Here is a 20,454-nt window from a genome sequence, read left to right on the forward strand (position 1 = left end):
TTTTTAACCTTTCCTTATATATTTCAAAAATCAATTTGCTCGTCCTCTTACCCGCATCGACCAACTACTCAGTGTATGAGCCGTATTGGATGTATTCCTCGATGTCGTAAATGTATAACTTGAGCCGTCTCCGCTAAACCTATTTGTCGCTAGACAAGTATAACTGGCAGAGGTGCTTCCTGAAGTAGCCTTATTGCAAACATCCGCTACGCGAAGTTGCCAAGTTCCATCTGCACTTTCGTCCATGAAAATAGTCGCACCAAAAGTCCATGCCGTAAAATCGTTGCAATAGGTAATAGAACTGTTTGATGTACAAATTCTTGGAACTGCTAGACGTGCCTTTGTTCCAGCTGGAGAGATTAATTCCACATAGAGATCACCTGCGTCGTCTATAGCTCCCGTTGTCACTGTCATCGAAACTTCGACAAACTCTATCTTACCAATACCCGAATTAGAAACCGTTAGTGAATTCAAAGCTCCCGTTTGATCATTGTTCGGAATATTTGAATTGGTAGTAGGTCCAGTCAGAAATGAAGTTACAATTTCAGTTCCGAGTAAACTCCAGTTTTGTGCCAGAGGAAGAGCAAGGCTTGCATCTACCGTACCGAATCCGTATTTATGATTAAAATTTAATCCAGCACCGTTTGTGATCCAATCCGAATCGGAAGAGTCATTTTTTCGAGATCCTCTTGCCAGAATGACTCGTACATCTCTTGCCGTAAGACTATTATTTCTTTCTAATATGAGTGCCCCGATCCCTGCCGCAACGGGAGAGGCCGCTGATGTCCCGTTAAACGTATTAGTGTAGTTCGTGTTTGCATAATTTGGAGAGGACCCAGTACGATTGTATCCGCCAGAAGTAGAAACATCCGTCGTTGTTATGGCAACTCCACTGGTCCCTTCCGAGGGTGCCGAAACGAGAAGGTTTGCACCTTCTTCTGAGTAACTTGCTCGCTTTCCGTCATTTCCAACAGCGGCAACCGCAAAAGCTCTGTGATAGTTTGCCTGTCCGTCGTGATTTGAATTATCTCTTGGAGCTTTTCCAGAGGAGACTATTCCACTCGTGTTGGACGATTGAAGAAGTGTACCTCCATTTCCTGCTGCCCAAAAGAAAATAGAACCTTTACCATTTCTTCCGCTGAGAAAACCCGAAGAGATTCCCGACTGCCAAAGCGAACCACTCGCAGCAAGTTTTCCTGTGTCATCCGCGGCACCCCAGCTATTATTAGAGACCCATACATTTGTCGAGTTTTCTGACATCGCTCGGCTCGCATTTGAGTCAGTACTGTTGACCAAAACATTTCTGGCGCCAATTTTTGATCTAGGAGCCACGCCCGAAATGCCAACGTTGTTTGAATCACGACCCGACATGATTCCAGAAACTGATGTTCCATGGCAGCCAGCACCTGACAAGCTACAGCTGCCTGTATTAAAAAAGAGACTTTCGCTCGTGCCAGCAAAATTAATATTCAGCGAACTATCATAATTTTGGCTTAGATCTTCGTGAGTAATATCCATTCCGTCGTCAACAGTTACTATCTTAACACCTGTACCTTTACAACCAGCATTCCAGGCAGAGGATGCTTTTATATCCTCACCTACGACGGAGCCAGAAGTTGAGCCGTCATTTAACAAATGCCATTGAAATGAGAAAAAAGGATCGTTTGGTATCCCTGTCAACGAACAGGCAGCAGAGGATGAAGGAGTCGAAAGATAATTATATAAGAGCAAAAATAAAAAAAGATCTAAATCTTTATTTTTTTCCTTCTTACAATTTGTTGTAATGAAAGTTAATAAAATAATGAAAGTGAGAATAAATTTACGCATTTGCGATACCTCAAGCAAGTAAGAAAATTAGAATGTGTTTTTCATAGCACCGCAAGCAAAAAAACTAGGCTTTTGCTTCCGCCAAACGTTTCGATCTGTCATCTTGCACGAGCGCATCCATCAGTTCATCTAAATCGCCTTCCATAAGTGCTGGCAAATTATGACTCGTATAACCAACTCGATGGTCTGTACATCTACCTTGCGGATAATTATAAGTTCTAATACGTTCCGATCTGTCTCCCGAACCAACCTGAGATTTCTTAAGAGCATCTGCGCTAAGTTTGGCGGTTTCAGCAAGTTGGTCGGCAATTCTGGCACGAAGCATACGCATTGCTTTATCTCTGTTTTTAATTTGAGATCTTTCTTCCTGAGAGGCCGAAACGATACCAGTAGGAATGTGCGTGATGCGAACAGCGGAGTCAGTCGTGTTTACGTGCTGTCCACCAGCACCTGACGAACGATAAACGTCGATACGTAAATCGCTTTCTTTAATTTCGATTTCTCTTTCTTCTACCTCAGGGAGAACTGCAACCGTTACAGCGGAAGTGTGAATCCGTCCTCCTGACTCAGTGGCGGGAATTCGCTGTACCCGATGTGTGCCTGATTCGAATTTAAAAACATCGTATGCTCTCTCATCATCTAAGGAAAAAACAATTTCCTTATAACCACCAATTCCAGTCGGACTCATATCAATAATTTCTACTTTCATGCCAAGTTTATCAGCATACTTATTGTACATGCGAAAGAGATCAGCACAAAAGAGTCCTGACTCTTCCCCACCTGTCCCCGCACGGATTTCAACAAGTATGCTTTTTCCGGAATTTGGATCTGGCGGGAGGAGCATGATTTCAAGCTCTTTCGAGAGTTCCTCGAGTCTCTTTTCGCCTTCTTCAATCTCACTTTTGAGCATATTGTGCATCTCAGGATCGCTCTCGGATCCAAGCATACCCTTTGCATCTTCGATATCTCTGGTGATGGTTAAATATTCATTTGCTTTTGTATAGACAGGCGTTAGTCGCGATCTTTCCTTGGAGAGATTCTTTAGTTGATCGGATTGAGTTGCTTTACCTAGCTCATCTTCGATGCGAAGGTATTTTTCTTGTATTTTTTTCAATCTGTCTAGCATGTCTAAGGAAAGGATTGAGAATGCCCCTTTTTGATAAACTAAAAACTCTTTCCGCTTGTGGTTAAGGTGAACGAAAACGAGTCTCCACATCAAATCAAAGGCTATTTGCAGGGTTTCATTGACCTTTTTTCAGGCTTAGAGCAGTACAAAAGCCCGTATGCGCCTCCGATCCAAGCTCCTGATGAAATCATAGACCAATTGGTTCAAAATGCCTGCTTCAAAACCGCTCTGATCAGTGGCTCCTGCTCTCTACCGCCGGGTCCTCTGGGACTCCTCAGCATCATGCCAGAATTGCTCTTCATCTACCGCATCCAAGGCCAGCTCGTAATCGATATTGCTGCACTACTCGGAAAAGAAGTTCATGTGACTCGGGAGCTCCTGCTTTATTGCATTTTTAAACATGGAAGTGCCCAAGTGTTCCGCAAGGTCATCCAAGAGTCCTCTTTAAAAATATTAATTCGCCCAACAACCGTTAGAGTATTTCAATCTCTATTAGAAAAGATAGGGATCGTCATCACAAATAAAATCTTAAAAAAACAATTCTCAAGATGGATTCCGCTTGGAGGTGCCATGCTTACGGGAGTTTTTGCTTACTATGATACGAAAAATGTTGGCAAAACGGCAAAACATCTTTTTGAAAAAGAGATATCAACCATAGAATCGTTGGTAGAGATGGAAGGTACGTGAAAGTAATATTCCTATTTCTGATTTTCCTAATTTCTTGTAAGACAGAGCATGAGAATCTGATTAGCGAGATTGACGAACTGATCGTCAAAGAAAAATACGAGAAAGCACTTACCTTATTACGCGAAAGATTATCTGCAAAAAGAAACTCATCGGAAATTTTATCAAAATCAAAACCTAACCAACCACGATTGCTTCAACTTTCTGAAGATCGAACACGTATTGTTTGGACTGAAAATAAAACCATATTTTATAGAGATTTGATCAATGATAAATCAGAAAGTTTAGATTTAAAAATTAGACCTGAAAATTTTCAAATCTCGGCTAATGCCGAATATGCAATTCTACAATATCCTCTTAAAACGAAAGGTGGCTGTGCCATTTTCGCCTATTCGTTACTTAATATCACTGTAGAATACGAATCAGCAGTTCACATACCTTGTAAAACGGGAATGGGAATAACAAGCAAAGGTGATAAGATTTTATATTTTTTTGAGAATGATCTCTATGAAGAAAAAACGACACATCCAAAGTTACCAAAAAAAGCGATCGCTGCAGATCAGATCGCCCCTCCATTTCCAAAACTCAAAACAAATCTGCAGTTGGCAAGCCTAGGAGAAGATTGGCTGATCTGGTCTGGAGCCGGTGGTGCCTATAACCTTTACTTCCTGCAATGGAAAACGATGAAAATCTCTTTATTAAGCAAAGACATCGTTCTTCCGAGAGTTCTTTATCATAATGGAAATATTGCTTATACGATAGGCGGAAAAGTCGGAGACCTGTATCTGCGGGAAATTAGCTATGCACCTAACAAGATCCCTTCGCTCTCTAGGGGCGTTCCGATTTCTACACGAGAAGCCATTTCTTGGAAATTGAGCGGAAAGGATGAATTTGTCTCAGGAAATCAAAATGATCCTCTTCAGCCTATGAAATGGAAAGTACTTGGCAAAAAAGAACACCTTCCGTTTTTCTTGCAAAGATTTTGGGGCGTTGCGGGAGATCGCATTATTTACGAAAATAAATCTGGCGAGCTTCTCATCGATAATCTGGTATTCTCAGAAGAAGATTATATGGTTTGGGAGTATTATAAAAAAGTTAAAAAAGCAGCAGATGATTAAGCTGCTTGTTCGTGCTCTTTTTTATTGATATAGAAACTGCAGGATTTATATTTTTCAGTGATGCAGTGATTCATTAAATTTTGAACATCTTCCTCTTGCAAACGATCCTTGGAACTAGGGCATACTTTCAATCCCTTCGTATACAGAGGACATTTTAAGAAAAATTCGTTTGTAGGGAGACCTTTCTTTGACATAGCACTTCAGAACTTTTTTGTTTTTAATCTTTGTGTCAAACGGATTTTAAAAAGCGTACAAAAAAACCTGACCGATTAAGTCTCATTATTAGAGAAATTTAAAAGTAGAGATTTAAGATTCTTGGTTCTGAATCCGAATCCACTGAATCAAAATTCACAAAATCACGCACGTTATATGTACGACCCGATGTCCTTTCTTCAAAAAAATTACCATGGAGGAATACTTGTACGGATTCAACTGCCCGCGTAGTTTTTATAAATTTTGTTAATCCAAATTTTTCCCAAATTTCATTTTCACTTAACGAAAGGAAAGAATCATCATTTATAAAACTTTTCAAATTTGTTTTCGAGAGATTTGGGAAGGACACGGCAGGTGAAACAATCCCATCCAAAGGTTTACCTCTAAGACGTTCATACAATGCCGAATTAAAAACTTCCTGGCCAATGAAAACGCCGACTTTCCAACCAGGAACTATCCAAGTCCTATCTTGCGTAATCTCACCAGCATCCAAAAGAAGTGCTTCATCTTCGGTTACTAATGTTTTGCGAATTAATGGATCCATCACTTTACCATCTGCAGAAAAAGGAATTGAAACATTATATAGCGGTCCGTTTTGATCAAGGACCAAAGTTCCCTTAACCACTTTTGGGGAAGGCAGTATGATCGAGCCTCCTAATATGGGAGTATTATTTTCCTTCGCAAGTTTTGAAAATGTTTGGGTATAAACATCAGCCATTTTCTGGCTTTTATATCTAAAGACAGCTTCCCATTTCGCGGCAGGCTTCTTAGAGGCCACCATAAAAGGAGCGATTTCGCTTTCGTATTTTTTTACGATTACATCCATCGCACTTTTCCAGTTTTCACTCTCAAATACCGTTTCCTTCTCATCCAAAAGCACCAAACCAGTGCCTATATGTTCAGGAAAAATAATGATTGTTTTGCGATCATAGATATTTGCTACTTTTCCTGCCTTAACGAGCTCTTCGATTCTCTCTGCCCACCATTCTGCCTTTGCAAAATCTTCGCTTCGTAAGAATACTTGCATGGAAACAATATTTCCATACTTTCTATCTGAACCATTTGTTTTTATAGGAATACTCGACCAGGTTAATGGTGGTCGTACTATCTCAGTTTCTTGAATCGGTTCCGCAGATACGATTTTCATTTCAAATTTTGGCAAAGGCACATCAGATTGCTGCAAAAATTTCGCTGAAAAACCGGTCAGTATTATTAAAAATAAAAAGAAAACTATTTTGATCGGAGGGACATATAAATTATGCATATTCTTTTAAATAAACCCTAACTGCATCTAACATATATTCTGTGAAAAGTGGAGTTGGATCATACTTTTTTACATCAACCCACTCCATAAAATCATGCTCATCCGACATCTCAATTTTCCCTTTAATCAATTTCGCATGATATCCAATGATCACGCATGGATGGTTGCCCTCATTGACTCGGTGTTTATGTATCAGAAAAGGTTTAGGATTTACTTCTATCTCTATATTTGCACCTAATTCCTCACGAATTTCCCTTTTGATGCTAAGATACCAATCTTCAAAAAACTCATCCTCATCCATACGTCCGCCCGGAAGATCACCCAACCCAGACTTTCGATCTCGCATCACTAAAAATTTGTCACCATCCCGAAGGAAGAGCTTTTGAGTGATTTGGAAAAAACCATGTTTACTCACAATGGCTCACCCCATTGGTTTATGGTATGATCGACAGCGTATAATTTTGGCCGAGGTAGTTTTTGTGACCGGAAAAGATTGACCATTCCCAGAGAAGCCGTTGTTAATTGAGATATGATAGGATCCATGGATTCTGTCGGAACACCAAAGAAAAGAAAGTTTATAGGACTACCATCACTCAAAAGAAAAATCGTTTTTTCTTGTTCAGTGCCATGATTAAGAAATTTAAAAATGTACTTACCACCTAAATCCATTTGTGTTTGGGGATCGAGAATCCTCTCAATTTCGAGCTTTACGGGTATATTTTGAATCATCGGATTTTCAGAACCATTTAAGGAATTCATCCAATCATTAAAATCTGCGAATTCTACTGTTTTCGTCGAACCAGATACTAAAAATAATTGGACCTTGTTACCGTTTATAATCCAATCCTCGAACTGATCGCGTTTGATGACACTATCACCAGTCACACCTATGACCATATCGGATCCGTACCATTCTTCCGGATTTATTTGTTGAAAATTCTTGTATATGTAACTTTCATTCGCGGCAATTTTCAAATCGACGCAGGTTACTTTCTTATTTGAATCGTGCAATCGACCATCAATGAGATACTTGTGCAGGAAAGAACCTATATTGCCATGTGAACCTAGTAGAATAATCTTACGTTTCGAAAGCACTTTACCTAATCCGTGTAATGTGTTTTCCACTGCATTTAATATCGAGAATGCGACTTCTTTTGATTCTTCTTTTGTTTTTTCACCTGAAATCGCTATCGTAAATGCCGGTAACGCCAATTTATTTTCGTTACCACCTACTTTCACTAACCGATCATATCCGTTTCGAGTATGTTCAATGGTTCCGATCAATCTTTCTGATACAAAATGAAACAAAGAAATCGACTGATACTCACTCGGGCAATCTATCCAAAATTCTTCACAGAATTCTAACAGCGACTTTTGTTCCAAACATCTTTGGTTCAGAATCGGAGCAATGTAACCACCATCTTCTATGAGCAAAATTTTATCGGATGGATTTTTAAGGTGAAACAACTTTTGGAAAAACAAGAATGTAGCAAGGTATCGCATCGCGTCATAAAAACCAAATTTACTTTCTTCTAATTTTTCTTTAAATTTCTTATACTTTCCAAAATCACTATATAAAGGAGATACGCCATAATATGGTTTGTTATTTTTAGTAAGTTTAAACTCTAAACCCGCCATAAAAAACTGTTCTGTCGGTATATCTAACAAAACATCTAGATAGATCGGAGGTATATTTCCACCGTACTTTACGAAGGCGACATCCACAGTTTTTGCTTTCAATCTACGAAAGGTTTCGATGAGTGAAATGATTTCGGAAGTAATATGGTGAATCAAAAATAAATGGATGCCGTTAAAATCCAATTTATGATTTTTTCCATCAGCGATCTGCTCCAGTAAGCTCATCCGTTTTAAATAAAAGCTGGAATCTATCTGAGTTCTTTTTTTATTAAAACTAAAATTTAAAACTCTATCTAGTCTAGATAAATCAACATAGACTTCTGCTCTTCCCAATTTTGCTAGAATGGTATTTCCATCCTTGATGATGTTTGCGATGTCTGTATCTTCCAAAATTAGAATTAATTTTTTCATCAACGGAAGTGTATTTTCAGGACTGGATGAGATTAAAAGTTGGCGAAACTGATCCTCCCAGTAAAAGTTAATATGCGTGAGGCGTCCAAAAGGTGTTTTTTCAATTTGCTCAAATACTTTGCTAAAATGTCGATTCTCTTCCTCGAAAAAAGTTTCGCCTTTCTGTGCCGCGCTCAAAATACTATTGGTAAGAGACTCACTAATTTTGGAAAGCCCTGCTATATAAGTCCTTCGGCCTATTTCATCAACTCTCTCATGTAAGATATTTGCCAGGTTTAGAGAGGACCCTTCAGCAGAATCAATGGTGATACGTAAGAAAAAATCACCGCTATTAACATTGCTCGGTACTCTTTCCAATAAAATTTGATAATTAACGACAGTTTCTTTATCCATTTCATAAAATGGAAACAGTAACGCAATGGACGGATTCGAGCGCCCATCTTCGCCATAAAATTCTGGATGTAATTTTCTAGCGATTGACTGTCTTTGAAAGGTTCCCAAAACGATGCGGAGATCATCTTCAAATTGTGATCTGAATAATATCCATTCACTCAAAACTCCCGCTTTGGAATACACCTGTACATGATGAATATGCATATCTATCAGTTCATGATTGATATTAGGATTTATTTTATAGAGAAACGAAACATCCCCAGGAACGAGATGTAATTGGTTTCCAATTTCCTCAGCTAACGATCTAGACAAAATGGAGAGACCAAAAAATATCCGTAAATTTGATAAATCTAATTCCCAAACATGCTCACCAGTTTGAATCAGCGAAGGACCGAGAGAGGTTTGTATTTCTTTAATATTCATTTCTTGTTTTATTCAAAATTGACAACGACTTTTACCGAAGATGGATCTTTCGCTTTTGCATAAGCGTCTGTTAGTTTCGCAAAAGGAAAAGTATGTGATACCATGTTCTCTTCCAAAGATTTTGACACCTCTGGATTTTCTTTTAACAACTTAAGAGCATAATGAAAATCTCCACAACGAGAGGAACGAATCATTTTTCCTGAATGAAAGAAAGTCCGTATTGATTTTGATTCTGGCGACCATTCATTTTCAGAATCGCTATCGATTAAGATAGCGCTTCTCGGACGTACCAAAGATGTTTCTTCTCCTGGCTTTGGTCTGATTGCCACTCCTACTTCGGCGGAAGAACCAACTAATACCAAATCAAATCTTGGGACTTTTCCGGCAAATTTTTCGGAATTGAGAATAGAGATCGCTTCATCAGAGCTTCCCGTAAAAATTTCTATATCGTTTGGAATCTTGTCTTTCCATTTTGCGTAGACACTTGGAAAAATAAAAATAGATTTGTTTCGACGATCTTCTTTGTTCCAATGAAATTTCAAATTTTCAAGAGTTGCCGGTAATAATGATAATTCGTCTACAACTAGTTCTGTAAGATGAGACAGTCCGCCCATAACTTGGCCATTCGTTGTTTTTAAATGAACTTCACGTTTTGCAAAATCGAGAGCCGATGCGAAACCACTAGTGGTACTCGTAGTATCATAAACTATATCAAACTTCTGTTTTAAAGACTCAGCTGAAACTTCTCTAAGATCAACTATCTCATCAGCACCCATTTTTTGGGCCAACGATATCAAATGATCATGGCGAATGATAGCCGCTATGCGAAAATTAGTTTGGCTGGAATTTCTGTATGCTTTTAAAGCAGAAAGTATCAAACTTCCAAGTCTTCTCGGGCCGAGAACTGCCACATAGTCTCCATCTCTTGGTGGGGAGGCAATAATCGCCTGTAAGGCGGCTGCAAATGGTTCCATCAGCACGGCTACCTTCTCAGAAGTACCTGCCGTTTCGATGGCCGCGTTTTGAGGCACGAGAATATATGGACCAAAGCCACCTGGCAATCGATCGATTCCTAATACCTTTCTTTCGGGTGAGTGCGTAGGTATTCCTTCTTCACAAAAAGCGTCTTTTTTGAGATCTCCTCTTGCTTCGTATGTATCGTTGATTTCGATGACGTACTGCTTTGTCGGTACTTCTCCAACGCTTTCTGCGAGCACTTCGTGACCAATAATTTGTGGCAAAGGGTGAGGCAGGAATCTTCGGTCGATATCTGTGGAGCAGACGCCGCAGGATTTTGTTTTTAGTAATTTATAGCCAGGTCCTACCTTGAGATACGGCTTCTCATTTCTAAGGATCTCCCAACCAGACTCTAGACTGCCAGTATATTCGTAGTCGGCTTCAACAAAAGAATCATCTGAGGTATAATCGAGTGCTTTAAATTTGATCTGCATCTATCTATTGTTGATAAAAAACAAAAGAATGATCGTCAATGTAAAAAATGTAAGGTTTAATAGAAATCCAAGTTGTATTTCTTTTCGTTCCTTTTGGTCTAAAAAATAAGCCGTAATGAAAACAGAAAAAAAGCCACCTAGATGTGCCCAATGAGCAATGTAATCACGTGCAAATAAATTTGTGATATCAGAATAGATGCTCAACCACGCGAATAAAAAAACTGGGAAAGGAATGGTTTTATTTTTTGCAATGGGAAATCTGAAAGGCGATAGAAGTGCAGCAACACAAGCAAGTCCGGAGATGGCTCCACTTGCTCCGACCACGGGAGTCGTATCGCCGAGCAATATTCCTCTCACTACCCAATCGCCTAAGATCGATAGAAATCCAGCCATAAAATAGAAAAGCAACCATCTAACTTTTCCAACACGATTTTCAACAACTCTTCCTAGAATTAATAGATAAAACATATTAGAGAATAAATGAGAAAACGTGGAATGAAAGAAAGTGCTAAGTAACCAATTGATAGGTTGAAATTCACCGGGCGTCGCTATGAAATAGCGATCAATCGCATAAGGAAAAAAAATCTGCATAAAAGGGAAAAGCAAAATCATAAAAATTGCGAAGCCGGCTGTTAAAGGAAATTCCCAGATGAATGTCATATATTCTGTATCTTATTTTATCGTCGTTGGTTTCGGAGGCTTTGCTTCTTCCGGATTTCTTTGATATGCTGGATCAAAATTAGGTATGCCCATCGCCAATTCATGTAAATCTGGCTGCTTCCAGACAGCATCATAATAACTGACCTCGGAGAAGGAATCAAAATTGCTATCATACAAAAAGCGTAAGTATTTTTCCCTGTCATTGATGATGATTCGGTGGATTTCTGATACTAATCCTTCAAAGGTTCTTACTTCCTTATTGAAATCATCAATAGAATCATGAAGCAAACCTAACATTACAATATATTTCTCAGCCTGCTTTAAAGATTTAAGAGCAAAGGAGAACTCTTGTAATTTCATTAAGTATAGATAGGGTCGAATATTTTTGCCAATCATTAACCTTTGTTTGGCAACCGCAATTTCACGGTACCCTAGGCGAAGATAAAGTTTGGTTTCCGTTTTCTCTTTTCCATTCGCAAGGCGGGCCAGTCGACCAAGTTCTTCGTCGAGCTCCTTAACCTCCTCATCTAAGACCAAAATATAAAGCTGTATCATGAGCCCTTGGGTCCTTCGTAGTTCAGCGTAGGATCTTCCTAGATCCATTTGAAGGTGTAATATTTCTGATTCTATATGATGCTGGACACATCGTTTGAAGTACTTTTTCTGGTCTGCACTTCCACGATTAGATATGGTAGAACTCAAGATTTTTAAGAATTCAAAATTGTCTTTTAGACCATAACTGACTCGAATCAGCTGAGTGGCCTTTGAGCTTGCCTGATCTGGTATCGAGTCAGTAAAAGCTACCATTAACAATAATAAAATACAGGCAATTCTCAACATCTGTGTCCCTATCTTCGGTCAGGTTTTGAATTCATTAACAAGATAAAAAAGAAAAGACAATGTAGTATCCTTTCCGAAGATTATGTCTAAAAGTCCATGTCCACCGCACTCAAATCCCTACCTTCATCACCTCTCGAATCCATAGAAATTCTAAAATCGGAAATGGATTTACCAATTTGGGAGACGCGACTTGTAGAAATGATGAAACTTGCATCCAAGGGAGACAAAAATACTTGGACCTTAGTCTACCAACTTGTAAGAGAAGCAGACTCAGGCAGGTTGAGCTGGGGCTATCATAAGGCCATCCTAAGTGGTCTTATCTATCTGCTTTCTTACGTCGGTGATAGCAAAAGTTATCGAATCCTAGTCAACTATGTAAAAAACCTCGATCGACCAATCCCAATTGGAGCCCTTGAATTAATCTCAGATATGTTGCCGACTTTTCCAGAACTTGACATCAAGGAAATTTTCGAAATTGCGGCGCATAACGACGAATTAAAATCAGCTTTCGGCGTTATGGCATTAACGAAATTAACACTTGAGAATCGCCTAACTGATAATGAGAAAATTAAAACAAAAGAATTTTTAGCAACATATAAGAATCAAAAATATTTTTTATCAGATATCATTGAAACAACTTTAGAATTTCTTTCTGAAGAAGATCACTCCCCATCAGATTTCCTAAATGAATTAGAAGGATTATAAAGAATGAAAGCAGCAGTTCTTCACTCCGGAGATCGTTCGTTAAAAATTGAAAATATTTCCTTGCCAAGTGTTTTACCAAAACAAGTTAAAATAAAAGTTAAAGCTTGTGGCATCTGTGGATCTGATATCCATCTAATTCTACATGGGAAAATGAAAGCTAGTTATAGTCCTTGCGTTCCTGGACATGAGACTTCGGGTGTCGTCGAAGAATTAGGCGAAGGAGTCACAAAGTTCAAGGTGGGAGATCGGGTTGTCGTTAGTGCCGGTACATCCTGTGGTCATTGTGCCTTCTGCCAATCTGGTAGGGAAAATTTATGCGAAGAAATTGGAGTCTTAGGTTTCAACCAACGAGGTGGATTTGCAGAATATTTGATCATAGAAGACAGGTACTTACATCTGTTACCTGAATCCATTCCCTTTGCCCAAGGCGCAATTCTCGCTGACGCCGTTTCCACTCCCTATCACGCGATTAAATACCAAGGAAACTTAAAAGCAGGTGAAACCGTCGTTATTATTGGGTGCGGAGGGCTTGGCATACATGGTGTCGCGATTGCCAAAGCCTTGGGTGCAGGGCATATCATCGCTGTGGACATTGATCGAGGCTCTCTTGAAAACGCGCTCTCGTATGGAGCTAGTGAAGTCATTCTTCTGGAAAAGAACACGCAACTCGGCAAGGTTTTAAAAGAAAAAACGAAAGGTGTCGATTTGCTTGCTGACTTTTCTGGATTCATGACAAACATTGAAAGTAGCATTCGCGCCATGAATCGAGGCGGTAGGATCGTACTCGTGGGAATAGGTCGAAGCAAACTCGAAATACCTATGCCATTTTTTCTCATTGAAAGGCAAATCCGCATCACAGGTTCTTACGGATCTGATAGTCGTGCCATCCCCGAGTTAATCGAACTGTATCTCGCTCACAAAATTGATCTCACAAAATCAATTTCGGGAATACACAAATTAGAAGAAGCGAACGAATACCTTCATGCCCTAGAAGAAAAAAACGGGAATCCTATACGGTTTATATTAAATCCAGAACTCTAAGATTTATTTAATTTCGATCATAATGTAAGAAACGTCATCGTCTTGGTACTTCCAACCTTTCGAATAACTATATAATTCTTTTTGTATAATTTTATGAAAGTTCATAAACGGCTCCGTTCTATTCTCCCATAAAATTTGTTTCAGCCGTTCTTCACCAAATGCACCCAATGTGGGGTTGTTTAAATCTGGAATCCCATCTGTGAATAGAAAAAGTCGATCACCCTCTTCTAAACTCAGTTTACCAACGCTATATTCTGAATCCGCAAATATTCCCAGAGGCCTTCCTTTCGTAATGAAATCAAGCAGTATCGGTGAACTTTTACGAAGAACATAAAAATGAGGATGACCCGCGTTTACATAAGACAGAATCTTTGTATCTGTATCAATATATAGATAGGATGCGGTGATGAACATTCCTCGGTTTTTGCCAAAAAGATTTCTATTCATAGAGTTGAAAACTTTCGCTGGATATTGGATATAGGGAGAGGTTGCCGTAAAAGCCATTTTCGACATGGCCGCAACAACGGCCGAAGAAATTCCGTGGCCAGCCACATCACAAATTAATACACCCCAATTGCCCATACTATCATTAACATAATCAAAATAATCCCCACCTATCGAATGGAGACTATTATTAAAGCTAACAATGTTTAAATTGGTATCTCCTTTTTCAAGCTCAGATAGTAGTGATTTTTGCAATTCCTTAGCGAGCATTAAATCCTTATCAATGGCAACCAATCTTTCCAACTCCTTATTTTTCGTAATCAATTGCTCATTATACAAATCAATGGATCTAACCATCTCAAGGTAGTATTTGAAAACAAAAAGAGAGAAGGAAATGACCCCAATCCATAGTCCAAAGTGAATGATTTGATAGCTATAGGGAAGAAGTTCCATATCTACAAGAATATCATGTGCGCCGGCAACTACTAACGAAAGCAATCCTAATGTTATCAAACTATACTTAAACTGATCTCGGATGAATACATAAATGGATGAAAGCAAAATGAAAAATGCTTGGAGAATCATCCAAATCGAAAAATCGAGTTCAGTATTTAAATAAGATAACTCTGGAGAAGAATTTTTTATCAAATAAAATCCATAAATAATAATATTTAGAACAAATAAGACCTTAAAACAATTTCTAAAAAATCTTGGAAACACCTCACCGAGAAAAAGTAAAAGTAATAACGGACAGACAAGATAATTCAAGTATTGAATGGAGGATATGTAATCTGAATATGATCGCAATGCATATCCAATAAAACCATTTATACCCTCAATGATGGCGCAACTAAAAAGTAACAAAGAGAAATATATGTTAATGGTAATTTCTTTTCTTAATAAATATATACCAAAAAAAAGAAATGAGAGAAAAAACATAACCGGCGTTAGAAATGATCGCCAAATATTTTCACTGAACAAACCCACGAGTGCATCTGAATGTTCTAAAAATTTTACTTCTTTATCTAATCCGATGAATGCTTTATAATTTGATCTGCACCTAATATAGACATACCCCTTTGTTTCTTTTTGGAGCGGGACTATATGCGGAAAAACATAGTCAGACAGATTGAATGTATAAACTAAATTATGCCCTTGATAGATTAATAATTTTTCAACAGCAATTTCAATGTATAAGGCCGGATTTTCATATTTTGTTAATTTCGCATCTGGAAATCGAATCCAAAGATCATGATCGGCGATCGGAACCAACCCTAGAGCATTTCCCGAAAAGGAATTCCATGCTTCTGGCGCGAGATTTTTCGGATGTGCAATATTCTGATTTTTATGCACCCAAAGAAATTCTCTTTTTTCTAAATAGATCGAATCGCCGTTACTAACCCGTTCCTTACAGTTTATGAAAAAAATTAGGATGGCTAGAATACAAATTCCGCACAGCTTCTTTCTTATTTTTTCCATTGTAATAAGTTTGACTTCTAACAAATTTTTAAACCATGATAGAGAAGCAGGATCAATGTACATGAAATCGTTTCGATTCCTAATCTTTTTTTCTTTCCTACTTAATTCCGTTTTCCTCTTTGCCCAAGCGCCAGAAAACCCTTCAGCGAAGGACATTATCAGCCAAGACAAAATGCAATGTTATTCGATACCGACGGAGATTGACTCCTTAGAATATCAAAAATCGGTAAAATGCGTTACAAAAGATGCCATATGTTTCATCATACAGGGGTTTGCGATGAGTTGTATCCCTCGCTCAGGAAAATACCCTCTGGAAATTCCCGACATGACACCAAAACCCTCCTATCCTTAGGCGACATATTATGAAAATTAAAACAAAAATTACGGAAATGCTGAACATTGATCTTCCAATCATTGCGGCACCGATGTTTCTCGTTTCCTATCCAGAACTCGTCGTCGCCGTCTCCGAAGCAGGTGGCATCGGTTGTTTTCCTTCGTTAAATTACAGGACACCGGAACAGCTTCGAGAAGGACTCAAAGAAATTCGATCGAAAACAAAAAAACCCATCGGAGTCAATATCATTCTTCATAAAGAACATAACCCGAATTGGGCGAAACAATTTGAGATCGTAATGGAGATGAAAGTGGAGCTCGTAATCACCAGTTTAGGTACTCCTCGAACCATTGCGAAAGAAATCAAAGCAAACGGATCTACCCTGTTTTGCGACGTAACCACGTTAAAACATGCAAACATCGTCGCAAAGTCTGGTGCCGATGCTCTCATCGCAGTAGCTCAAGGTGCGGGTGGGCACGCTGGAAATACCAATCCATTCGCACTGATCCCTTACCTGAAGAAAGAAACAGGTCTTCCCATTATTGCTGCTGGTGCCATATCTGGTGGTCAGCAAATGGCGGCCGCTCTCGCGCTGGGTGCGGATGCCGTTTATATCGGAACAAAGTTGATCGCCACTCATGAGTCAAGAGCACAAAATGAATACAAACAAATGCTAATTGACTCGTCGCCCGAAGAGATCATTTATACCGAAAAAATTTCGGGAATACCTGCAAACTGGCTGGCGAAATCGGTAGAAAAATCACCTGAACTCATGTCACATAGCACGCGTAAGATCGCCGAAGGTTATGCCGGCGGGGAGCAAGCCATGGAACAAGAGTATAAACGTTGGCGAGATATCTGGTCTGCTGGTCAAGGCGTCGCGCAAATTGAAAACATTCGCCCCGCAGGTGATGTGATTTTGGAAATGGCAAAAGAATATTTAGAAGTTGTTTCGAGATTACCGAGATAAATGTCTTATTTTGCGGATTGGATTGCTCGGGTCATTTCCTGAATGGCTAAATAGTCATTTGTCTTAAAAATAAGTTCTCCATTTTTGTCTAAAACAAGAAAGAACGGAAGACCTATCTTTAATTCTGGATATCTACTATCAGCTGCGAAAGTATCAAAAATCGCATCTGTATCTTCTACCTTCCATAAGATCGCTTCCTCTTTGAGAGTTTGGTTTAATTTTGAATCACTGAGTGTTAATTTTTGAAATTCTTTACAATTGGTGCACCAATCTGCATAAAAATCTATAAAAATCGGCTTACCGTCTAACTTAGCTTTTTTTAATACGAATTCCTGGTTTCTATACCATTTTAAATTTCCAATTTGTTCGCTTTCATCAGAGAGTTTAGCCTGTTCCAGTGTTAAATCATTTCCAGTCTTAAGAACTGAAGTCATTATAACTGCGATTAAAACGATCGTTGCAAGGCTAAGAGCCTTTTTCATTTGAATGGAAATAAAACTGGAATGTTCTTGATAGAAAAAACAAACTGCAACGAGCGCTAGCCATAAGATAAATAGTTTTAGGCTCGTAAACTCGCTCCATTCAAACGATTCTCCTGCCTTTGCCAAATAACTGTAGGAAAAATATAAGATCAACAATGAGAGTACAATTTGCACGTATCTCATCCATTTTCCTGATTTCGGTAGCGAAAGCCCAAAGACTCCAATTCCCAAAAAAGGCAATCCCACACCCAGACCAAAGGCAAACATCTTCAGCGCCGTAGAAAGAATCGGGAAAAAACCTATGACTCCATCACTAGTCGCAATGACCTGTAGCAGAATCGATACGACAACTGGCCCTACACAAGGGGAAGACAATAAACCTGCCCCCATACCTAGAAAAAAACTTCCAGATAGACTCGAAGATTGCTCATTTGCTGATTTTTGTCCAAAAATCGGTAAATGCAAAAGCTCTGCCGTTGAAAGTGCTAAAACGAAAAGTATATATGCTAAGACGATGTTTGTTTCTGGATATCTAAGAACCGTATTGAATACTCCGCCCGTAAAACCAGCGATGACACCAAACAATAAATACATGAATGCCAGTCCGAAGTAATACACCACTGGGTGTAGCCATTTTACGGAATTTGTTCTGGCCTTTAGAATACCAGCCGTTATGGGATACAAAGGATAAACGCAAGGAAGGAGGGAAGCTAAAAGACCACCTAGTACAAGTAAAAGAAAGATAAAAGGATGAAAGGCTGATCCACCAACCTGCATTTCAATATAGGATTGTAATTGCGTAAACATGTTAAAAAATTACATTCGCTTTTAGGAAAATGTTACGCTCCAATCTGCCATATTCAGAAATCAATGGAGCCGTGGGCGTCGAAAACTGAGATTGATATTCTGTTGCAGTTCTTTCCGTCGATAGATTGTCGATGTAGGTTTTATTTGGAGCGCCTTTTGAATCATAAGAACGCGTCTCCATATAGCCTAGGCCAAATCGAGTCGAATCGGAGAGGAAGTATTCCCAGTAAATTTGTCTGGAAACATAATACGATTTATCAGAGTATACTGGTATTTTCAAAGTATTGATATCGGCAAGCCTTGCCCAAGGTTCTTGCACATTAGACTCAGTCGTTTGGACGCCTGGCGACGGCCCACCATTGCCGATTTCACCTCGGATTACCCATCGGATCAACTTCGTTCCTAGACCGAGCCATGCATAAGCTCCGCGTCCTGTGGTTTCGCTGATCTGTTTTGGAAACTGAGTGGGATTCATTACATCTGAGTAACTTCCACCATATTTTTTCTTAAAAATACCACCCAATCCTAAATTCACATACTCGCGCCAAAGCAGATTGCTCTCAATCGCATACGTTTGGCTTTGTGATAAGCGGATATCCCCTCTTAATTGCGTATTCACATTATTATCAGAAGGAAGGCATTTTGATTTTCCTTCAAAACAATCATTACCTGCATAACCGAAGGCATTGCCAGACCGTGCTAGAAAATGAATCCCGGTTTTAAGAGTGTCAGTCCAAGGCTGCTCCCAACTTACTCTCGCTATCATATCGTAGCCAGACCCATTGGCATTCTGAAGACTTTTATAACCTTCTCCGTTTACAACTGCTAGGTGTGCCGATAAAGATTTCCATTTTAAAAGGTAAGAAAAACCTAAATCAACAGGATCCGCCGAAAACCCCATAGATTCAAGTGGCGATTTTTCCATATAACGCCAGTCATAGTAGCCACCCCATACCGAATGCATATGAGGCAATTCCTGCATGCCGAAAGTGAATCGGTGGCTGACAGTTCCGAATTCCAAAACTTTTTGTATGTTTGCGCGCCGTATGGCAAAGGTATAAGGATTTGATTTGGTGCCGCCATCTGCCGTCGTATCTGCGGAGATAGCATTACTCTTTAAAGCCTCTCCCCAAAATTCGACTTTAATGCCGGTGTTCTCCCATTCTTTTGTAATATGAAACATGGTCCAAGGTAGGGAAAATCCGGTCTTATCTGACTGCGTGGTATCTGAAAGACCAGAAGCTTTGTCCCTCACCCTATATCCAAAAGTAGGAGTGACGATGGCACCAATCTTTAATCCATAATGGGCATCGGGCTCGTCTTTCTTTGTTGTGACTACTTCTTCTGCGACTAACAGAGAAGTAGTGAAAAACAGTAAGAGAAGAAGATTTTTTTTATACACTATTTTCCATACTTTTCATCTGGTATGCGATTTGCATCTTCCCAACCTATTGGTTTGTGGCAGGAAAGGCAATTGCTAAGCATTGGAACATCTTTCATTTTTTTCTGCAAAGCAACGGTCGCACCATCTTTAGTAATCAGATCTTTATATTCATTTTTCTCGAGATCGGAAATGCCTTCTGTTACGCCAGCACCAGATCCCTTGCTGAAAATGGTTCCATTGACATCCACTTTTCCTTCACAGACACATGTATAAGATTTTTTCTCTTTTGCCACATAATAAACACCAAATGCAGTTCCCCTAACACCAGCTGTAGATGTAGGTGAGGAAATTTCAAAATTTCCTTTTTTGAAATCCTTTACTTTGAACCAAGCAGATCCATTTTCAACGAATCCTTTTGAAATTTGTTTTTTTGTATCCCATTCTTTAAGTGCAAACGTTGTATTTGGTTGGATTCTAAATTCTGTTTCCTTAAAGATCAAATCCACCTTTGATCCGTTACCTGTCTTTAAAGTATCTCCAGGTTTAAGAATATCATTAACTTTAAATGCTTTCCAAAGCTTCAAAGCATCGTCAGCGCTCATAATGCTTACTTTTCCTTTAACATAGCCTGCAACTGCGAAATCATTGGCGGAAATGCTTGTCGAGATTATCGCTACGATGAATAGAAAGATGGTTAATTGTTTGTTCTTCATAAAGTGTTATCCTATCTTAGTACTAACATTCTTATCAAGATATTTTT

At 39.1% G+C, this 20,454-nt stretch carries 18 protein-coding genes; 6 read left to right on the plus strand and 12 right to left on the minus strand.

Annotated features, from left to right (window positions below; all coding sequences use genetic code 11):
* Window positions 1–30: 30 nt before the first annotated feature.
* Both EHQ58_RS07500 and prfA read right to left on the minus strand, forming a co-directional pair.
* A complete protein-coding gene (locus EHQ58_RS07500) occupies window positions 31–1,827 on the minus strand; it encodes a S8 family serine peptidase (RefSeq protein WP_135623255.1) in 1,797 nt (598 codons plus the stop codon).
* Between the two features lie 64 nt (window positions 1,828–1,891).
* A complete protein-coding gene (gene prfA / locus EHQ58_RS07505; RefSeq protein ID WP_135623256.1) occupies window positions 1,892–2,953 on the minus strand; it encodes a peptide chain release factor 1 in 1,062 nt (353 codons plus the stop codon).
* A 66-nt stretch (window positions 2,954–3,019) separates the two neighbouring features.
* Between prfA and EHQ58_RS07510 the strand changes: the two genes are divergently transcribed.
* Together EHQ58_RS07510 and EHQ58_RS07515 are read left to right on the plus strand one after the other, a co-directional pair.
* Window positions 3,020–3,640, plus strand: a complete 621-nt coding sequence (locus tag EHQ58_RS07510; protein ID WP_135623257.1) for a hypothetical protein — start codon at window positions 3,020–3,022, stop codon at window positions 3,638–3,640.
* Window positions 3,637–4,755: a hypothetical protein gene (locus EHQ58_RS07515; protein WP_135623258.1), complete on the plus strand. Its 1,119-nt coding sequence runs from the start codon at window positions 3,637–3,639 to the stop codon at window positions 4,753–4,755. Before EHQ58_RS07510 ends, EHQ58_RS07515 begins: the two co-directional genes overlap by 4 nt.
* Before the next feature lie 292 nt (window positions 4,756–5,047).
* Here the strand turns inward: EHQ58_RS07515 and EHQ58_RS07525 are convergent, their stop codons facing one another.
* The 6 genes from EHQ58_RS07525 to EHQ58_RS07550 are packed head-to-tail and all read right to left on the minus strand — an operon-like array spanning window position 5,048 to window position 12,048.
* Window positions 5,048–6,232 carry a hydrolase, carbon-nitrogen family protein gene (locus EHQ58_RS07525; RefSeq protein WP_135623260.1) on the minus strand — a complete coding sequence of 395 codons (1,185 nt, stop codon included), beginning with the start codon at window positions 6,230–6,232 and terminating at the stop codon, window positions 5,048–5,050.
* Complete coding sequence (locus tag EHQ58_RS07530) at window positions 6,225–6,647, minus strand: NUDIX domain-containing protein (RefSeq protein WP_135623261.1); 423 nt, start codon at window positions 6,645–6,647, stop codon at window positions 6,225–6,227. The genes EHQ58_RS07525 and EHQ58_RS07530 overlap by 8 nt, the downstream gene beginning before the upstream one ends.
* Complete coding sequence (locus EHQ58_RS07535; protein WP_135623262.1) at window positions 6,644–9,097, minus strand: hypothetical protein; 2,454 nt, start codon at window positions 9,095–9,097, stop codon at window positions 6,644–6,646. The genes EHQ58_RS07530 and EHQ58_RS07535 overlap by 4 nt, the downstream gene beginning before the upstream one ends.
* An 8-nt stretch (window positions 9,098–9,105) precedes the next feature.
* On the minus strand, window positions 9,106–10,548 hold the full coding sequence (locus EHQ58_RS07540) for an MDR/zinc-dependent alcohol dehydrogenase-like family protein (protein WP_135623263.1): 1,443 nt from the start codon (window positions 10,546–10,548) through the stop codon (window positions 9,106–9,108).
* A complete protein-coding gene (locus tag EHQ58_RS07545) occupies window positions 10,549–11,208 on the minus strand; it encodes a rhomboid family intramembrane serine protease (protein ID WP_135623264.1) in 660 nt (219 codons plus the stop codon).
* 12 nt (window positions 11,209–11,220) lie between these two features.
* Window positions 11,221–12,048, minus strand: coding sequence for an adhesin OmpL37 family surface protein (locus tag EHQ58_RS07550; RefSeq protein WP_135623265.1), 828 nt, complete (start codon window positions 12,046–12,048; stop codon window positions 11,221–11,223).
* 96 nt (window positions 12,049–12,144) lie between these two features.
* Between EHQ58_RS07550 and EHQ58_RS07555 the strand changes: the two genes are divergently transcribed.
* A complete protein-coding gene (locus tag EHQ58_RS07555) occupies window positions 12,145–12,753 on the plus strand; it encodes a hypothetical protein (RefSeq protein WP_135623266.1) in 609 nt (202 codons plus the stop codon).
* A 3-nt stretch (window positions 12,754–12,756) separates the two neighbouring features.
* Window positions 12,757–13,794, plus strand: a complete 1,038-nt coding sequence (locus EHQ58_RS07560) for a zinc-binding dehydrogenase (protein ID WP_135623267.1) — start codon at window positions 12,757–12,759, stop codon at window positions 13,792–13,794.
* Between the two features lie 3 nt (window positions 13,795–13,797).
* Here the strand turns inward: EHQ58_RS07560 and EHQ58_RS07565 are convergent, their stop codons facing one another.
* Window positions 13,798–15,717, minus strand: coding sequence for a SpoIIE family protein phosphatase (locus tag EHQ58_RS07565; RefSeq protein WP_167883565.1), 1,920 nt, complete (start codon window positions 15,715–15,717; stop codon window positions 13,798–13,800).
* Window positions 15,718–15,778: 61 nt separating this feature from the next.
* Between EHQ58_RS07565 and EHQ58_RS07570 the strand changes: the two genes are divergently transcribed.
* Both EHQ58_RS07570 and EHQ58_RS07575 read left to right on the plus strand, forming a co-directional pair.
* The gene (locus tag EHQ58_RS07570) at window positions 15,779–16,069 is read left to right on the plus strand and encodes a hypothetical protein (protein ID WP_135623269.1); all 291 of its coding nucleotides are present in this window, start codon (window positions 15,779–15,781) and stop codon (window positions 16,067–16,069) included.
* A gap of 10 nt (window positions 16,070–16,079) precedes the next feature.
* On the plus strand, window positions 16,080–17,021 hold the full coding sequence (locus EHQ58_RS07575; protein ID WP_135623270.1) for an NAD(P)H-dependent flavin oxidoreductase: 942 nt from the start codon (window positions 16,080–16,082) through the stop codon (window positions 17,019–17,021).
* 5 nt (window positions 17,022–17,026) lie between these two features.
* Here EHQ58_RS07575 and EHQ58_RS07580 read toward each other — a convergent pair whose 3' ends face one another.
* Genes EHQ58_RS07580 through EHQ58_RS07590 form a run of 3 tightly spaced genes read right to left on the minus strand, consistent with a single transcriptional unit; the run spans window position 17,027 to window position 20,407 of the window.
* Window positions 17,027–18,310: a protein-disulfide reductase DsbD family protein gene (locus EHQ58_RS07580; protein ID WP_135623271.1), complete on the minus strand. Its 1,284-nt coding sequence runs from the start codon at window positions 18,308–18,310 to the stop codon at window positions 17,027–17,029.
* A 1-nt stretch (window position 18,311) separates the two neighbouring features.
* Window positions 18,312–19,712: a hypothetical protein gene (locus EHQ58_RS07585; protein ID WP_246047219.1), complete on the minus strand. Its 1,401-nt coding sequence runs from the start codon at window positions 19,710–19,712 to the stop codon at window positions 18,312–18,314.
* Window positions 19,712–20,407 (minus strand): FecR family protein, encoded by a 696-nt coding sequence (locus EHQ58_RS07590; protein WP_135623273.1) that lies wholly within the window; start codon window positions 20,405–20,407, stop codon window positions 19,712–19,714. Before EHQ58_RS07590 ends, EHQ58_RS07585 begins: the two co-directional genes overlap by 1 nt.
* Between the last annotated feature and the right edge of the window lie 47 nt (window positions 20,408–20,454).

The sequence above is a fragment of the Leptospira ognonensis genome (genome assembly GCF_004770745.1).
Classification (GTDB): domain Bacteria; phylum Spirochaetota; class Leptospiria; order Leptospirales; family Leptospiraceae; genus Leptospira_A; species Leptospira_A ognonensis.

What these genes read in the sequence shown, in the direction of transcription:
- prfA (WP_135623256.1), bottom strand. Translation starts at nt 2,953, where the DNA reads ATGCTAGACAGATTGAAAAAAATACAAGAAAAATACCTTCGCATCGAA.
- EHQ58_RS07550 (WP_135623265.1), bottom strand. Translation starts at nt 12,048, where the DNA reads ATGTTGAGAATTGCCTGTATTTTATTATTGTTAATGGTAGCTTTTACT.
- EHQ58_RS07500 (WP_135623255.1), bottom strand. Translation starts at nt 1,827, where the DNA reads ATGCGTAAATTTATTCTCACTTTCATTATTTTATTAACTTTCATTACA.
- EHQ58_RS07540 (WP_135623263.1), bottom strand. Translation starts at nt 10,548, where the DNA reads ATGCAGATCAAATTTAAAGCACTCGATTATACCTCAGATGATTCTTTT.
- EHQ58_RS07580 (WP_135623271.1), bottom strand. Translation starts at nt 18,310, where the DNA reads ATGTTTACGCAATTACAATCCTATATTGAAATGCAGGTTGGTGGATCA.
- EHQ58_RS07545 (WP_135623264.1), bottom strand. Translation starts at nt 11,208, where the DNA reads ATGACATTCATCTGGGAATTTCCTTTAACAGCCGGCTTCGCAATTTTT.
- EHQ58_RS07570 (WP_135623269.1), top strand. Translation starts at nt 15,779, where the DNA reads ATGAAATCGTTTCGATTCCTAATCTTTTTTTCTTTCCTACTTAATTCC.
- EHQ58_RS07555 (WP_135623266.1), top strand. Translation starts at nt 12,145, where the DNA reads ATGTCCACCGCACTCAAATCCCTACCTTCATCACCTCTCGAATCCATA.
- EHQ58_RS07560 (WP_135623267.1), top strand. Translation starts at nt 12,757, where the DNA reads ATGAAAGCAGCAGTTCTTCACTCCGGAGATCGTTCGTTAAAAATTGAA.
- EHQ58_RS07525 (WP_135623260.1), bottom strand. Translation starts at nt 6,232, where the DNA reads ATGCATAATTTATATGTCCCTCCGATCAAAATAGTTTTCTTTTTATTT.
- EHQ58_RS07590 (WP_135623273.1), bottom strand. Translation starts at nt 20,407, where the DNA reads ATGAAGAACAAACAATTAACCATCTTTCTATTCATCGTAGCGATAATC.
- EHQ58_RS07535 (WP_135623262.1), bottom strand. Translation starts at nt 9,097, where the DNA reads ATGAATATTAAAGAAATACAAACCTCTCTCGGTCCTTCGCTGATTCAA.
- EHQ58_RS07565 (WP_167883565.1), bottom strand. Translation starts at nt 15,717, where the DNA reads ATGGAAAAAATAAGAAAGAAGCTGTGCGGAATTTGTATTCTAGCCATC.
- EHQ58_RS07575 (WP_135623270.1), top strand. Translation starts at nt 16,080, where the DNA reads ATGAAAATTAAAACAAAAATTACGGAAATGCTGAACATTGATCTTCCA.